At 65.8% G+C, this 3,542-nt stretch carries 5 protein-coding genes; 2 read left to right on the top strand and 3 right to left on the bottom strand.

All coding sequences use genetic code 11. From position 1 onward, the window contains the following. Window positions 1–687, top strand: a 687-nt coding sequence (locus IM632_RS09650; RefSeq protein ID WP_296552273.1) for an FHIPEP family type III secretion protein, incomplete at its 5' end; no start/stop codon positions are given. 100 nt (window positions 688–787) lie between these two features. Beyond that, on the top strand, window positions 788–1,159 hold the full coding sequence (locus IM632_RS09645) for a DUF4282 domain-containing protein (RefSeq protein WP_293516180.1): 372 nt from the start codon (window positions 788–790) through the stop codon (window positions 1,157–1,159). 3 nt (window positions 1,160–1,162) lie between these two features. Here IM632_RS09645 and IM632_RS09640 read toward each other — a convergent pair whose 3' ends face one another. From IM632_RS09640 to IM632_RS09630, 3 genes are all read right to left on the bottom strand, one after another. Continuing rightward, window positions 1,163–1,588, bottom strand: coding sequence for a flagellar export protein FliJ (locus tag IM632_RS09640; RefSeq protein ID WP_296480132.1), 426 nt, complete (start codon window positions 1,586–1,588; stop codon window positions 1,163–1,165). Then, the gene (gene fliI / locus IM632_RS09635) at window positions 1,585–2,922 is read right to left on the bottom strand and encodes a flagellar protein export ATPase FliI (protein ID WP_293532314.1); all 1,338 of its coding nucleotides are present in this window, start codon (window positions 2,920–2,922) and stop codon (window positions 1,585–1,587) included. The genes IM632_RS09640 and fliI overlap by 4 nt, the downstream gene beginning before the upstream one ends. An 86-nt stretch (window positions 2,923–3,008) precedes the next feature. Further along, window positions 3,009–3,269: a hypothetical protein gene (locus IM632_RS09630; protein WP_296480133.1), complete on the bottom strand. Its 261-nt coding sequence runs from the start codon at window positions 3,267–3,269 to the stop codon at window positions 3,009–3,011. Between the last annotated feature and the right edge of the window lie 273 nt (window positions 3,270–3,542).

The following is a 3,542-nucleotide window of genomic DNA, read 5'->3' as shown; positions in this document are numbered from 1 at the left end:
GAGGAAGGGCTGCGGGAAGAGGCGACCTTCCGCGGCTACACGGTTGTCGATCCCTCCACGGTCCTCACCACCCACCTGACAGAGATCCTCAAGGACAACATGCCGGACCTGCTCTCCTATGCGGAGGTCCAGAAGCTGCTTCTGGACCTGCCGGCCGAGCAGAAGAAGCTGGTGGACGACATCATTCCCTCCGTCGTGTCGGTGACCACCATCCAGCGGGTGCTGCAGGCTCTGCTGCGCGAGCGGGTGTCGATCCGAGACCTCCCCTCTATCCTGGAGGGGCTGAGCGAGGCCGCCCCGCACAGCGGCTCTCTGACCAACCTTGTCGAGCAGGTCAGGACCCGGCTGTCGCGCCAACTGTGCTTCGCCCATCGTGGCGAGGACGGCGCCTTGCCGATCATAACCCTCTCGCCGGAATGGGAGACGGCCTTCGCCGAGTCGCTGGTGGCGAGCGGCGAAGACCGGCAGCTCACCATGGCCCCTTCGCGGCTTCAGGAATTCATCCGCGCCGTGGGCGAGGCGTTCGAGCGCGCCGCCCAGAACGGAGAGTCCCCGGTTCTGCTCACCAGCCCCGGCATCCGCCCTTACGTCCGGTCTCTCATCGAGCGTTTCCGCGGACAGACACCGGTCATGAGCCAGAACGAGGTCCACCCCCGGGCTCGCCTGAAGACGGTCGGCGTCATCTGATGGGAGACCTCCGGAATCCCCCGGCTGTGTTGCAGGTCGTCCGAGGGACTGCTAGCGAGGGTCACTCTCGCGCCGGCCACGTCCAGCAAATGGAAAGCTGATGTTTGATCTGAAACCGAACCGCCGGCCGGCGAAGTTCACGCCAGACATGATCTGGGATCTCATGTCCTTCGAGACCCTCATGACCCGGCAGGTGATCCATCTCATCTACTGGTCTGGCCTTGGGATCACCGCGCTGGTCGGCTTCGGTTTCATCGGGACAGCGGTCGGCGTGGCGATCCGCGAGCAGTCGCCCTTCGGGTTCCTGCTGGGGATCGGCATCCTGATCGGCGGGGTGCTGGTGATCGGGGTGCTGGCCCTGCTCTGGCGCGCCTTCTGTGAACTTTATGTCGCCCTTTTCCGCCTTAGCGACGACATCCATGCTCTACGTCGGGCGAACGATCCTGACCTGAACGCACCGTCCGGCGACTGATCCTCAGAAACCGCCGGCCCGGGGCCGGCTCGCCTGGCGTACGCCCAACTCGTCGAGCTCGGCGGCTTCCCGACGCGCAGCGTCCTGCGCCTTGCGACGGGCCATGCCCGCCGCTACGTGCTCGTACTTCTTCTGGGACTCGAAGGCCTCGGCGAGGGCGTCGCGGGCTCCGGACTCCTCCGCCGTGATAAGATCAATCTCGGTCAGGATCCGGATCCGCCGTTCCTTGCAGCCCGACATGTAGCCTGACTGGTGGAAGGCGGCGAGCGGTTCAGTGCGGATGAAGGCGACCTCCGCCTCAATCTCAGCATCAAGCATCAACAAACTCAGCTCTGCGGCCTCCCGACGGGCGACCACCTCGGCCAGCCGCTTCTGCCGGGTCTCAACCTCATACTCTGCAATCCGGATAAGGCTCTGCTCCCAGCTCACGGCGCGCCGCCTGCGAGAATCTGTTCGAGGCGGGTGAAGGAGTCAGAAAGGCTGCTGACCTCATCCTTATCCTGGCCGAGGAAGGCTTCCACCGCGGGATTCAGGGCGATCGAACGGTCAACAAGCGGGTCAGATCCGGTACGGTAGGCGCCGATCCGGATCAGTTCCTCCATGTTGGTGTAGGCCGAGAGGACCTGCCGCGCGTCCCGGACGATTTCCCGTTCGCGGGCGTCCTGGCAGCCGGGCATGGTGCGGCTGATGGACTTCAGGACGTTGATGGCCGGGAACCTGCCCCGCTCGGCGATGGCCCGCTCCATGACGATATGCCCATCGAGAATACCCCGCACGGCGTCTGCGATGGGCTCGTTGTGGTCGTCCCCATCCACGAGGACGGTGAACAGGCCCGTGATGGGCCCTCCCCTTGAGCCGTCGGGGCGGATCGGCCCCGGGCCAGCCCGCTCCAGGAGCTTGGGCAGTTCCGTGAAGACCGTCGGAGTGTATCCCTTGGTGGTCGGCGGTTCGCCCGCCGCCAGGCCGATCTCTCGTTGGGCCATGGCGAAGCGCGTGACGGAGTCCATCAGGCAGAGGACCTCAAGGCCCTGGTCGCGCATGTACTCGGCGATGGCCAGCGTCATGTAGGCGGCCTGACGACGCTTCAGCGCAGGTTCGTCGGAGGTGGCGACCACGACTACGGCGCGCTTCAGACCTTCCTCGCCCAGGGTTTCCTCGATGAACTCCCGGACTTCACGACCCCGCTCGCCGATCAGGCCGACCACGACGGCGTCACACTCCGCCTGCCGCGCCAGCATGGAGAGAAGCACGGACTTGCCTACGCCGGAGCCTGCAAAGACCCCAAGGCGCTGCCCCCGGCAGCAGGTGGTGAAGACGTTCATGGACCGGACGCCGAGATCGAGCCGGGCCCCGACACGGTCTCGCGCGTGGGCAGGCGGAGGTGCGGCGCGAAGGGGGTAGACGGCGAGCCCCTCGGGAAGCGGGCCCTTGCCGTCGATCGGCTCCCCGAAAGCGTTGACGATGCGACCGAGCCAAGCCGTCGTAGGCCGGACGTTGGATCCCTCGGGCTCAATGTGGATGGTGGCCCCGGGGGCGACGCCCTCCACAGGCCCGAAGGGCATCAGCAGCGCCCGGGAGTCCCGGAAGCCCACCACCTCCGCCGGCAAGGGTGGGGCGCCTCTCCGCTGAATCTCGGCTCGGGCGCCCACCGCCAGCCGGGTCATTCCGCCCCGGGCTTCAATCAGAAGACCCGACACGGCAGCGACACGTCCCGTCACCACCAGCGGGTCCAGCTTCTCGACGGCCTCGACCAGGTTCTGCAAGACGCGGCCTCCCGCAGGCGACTCAAGCTCTGAGCATGTTTCCCACAGGCTTAATCGGTCATGAAGAGGCCGTTGTGAAGCCGGGGTCAGACTCGCTGGGTCGGTGGCTTCGGATGCCCAAGCGTACGACCCATCAGGAACCCTAGCGCCACCCCGCCGAGTAAAGCGGCGCCAAGGCTGCGACCCGGCCGTAGCCGCACCTCATCGGTCAGGCTGAAGGGCTGCGGCGGAAGCGCCTCCAGGGGCGCGGACAGGTCCTGGTCCCTGCAGCCGTCTGCGACGGACAGGCCAGCCCCAGCCTCAGCCAGGACCGCAGGACCGGGATCAACATCCAGATCCAAGGACATAAGAGACTCTCCCATTTGCCGACCCTAGCGCCGGCCCCTGAGGATATGGGGCTTCGTGCTGTCTGCGCCAGTCGTGGCGGCGACAGTCGTTCGACCCAAATGTCCAATCACAAAAGATTCAACACGGCCCGGCGCACCCAGGTCCGAGGAGGCTTGCCGGTGATTCGCAAAGCGGGTTAACGATTTCGCCATCAAGGTTACCGACGTTAACCTTTCCTAAATTAACCCTCTGGCAGGGTGAAGCTGCTGGGCTCTGTCGAGAAGCGAATCAGG

This window comes from Phenylobacterium sp. (assembly GCF_020402505.1).
GTDB lineage: Bacteria > Pseudomonadota > Alphaproteobacteria > Caulobacterales > Caulobacteraceae > Phenylobacterium.
This window is presented reverse-complemented; position numbering and strand designations above follow the sequence as displayed.

Excerpts from the sequence above, each read along its gene's own strand:
- IM632_RS09645 (WP_293516180.1), top strand. The coding sequence starts at position 788 with ATGTTTGATCTGAAACCGAACCGCCGGCCGGCGAAGTTCACGCCAGAC.
- IM632_RS09630 (WP_296480133.1), bottom strand. The coding sequence starts at position 3,269 with ATGTCCTTGGATCTGGATGTTGATCCCGGTCCTGCGGTCCTGGCTGAG.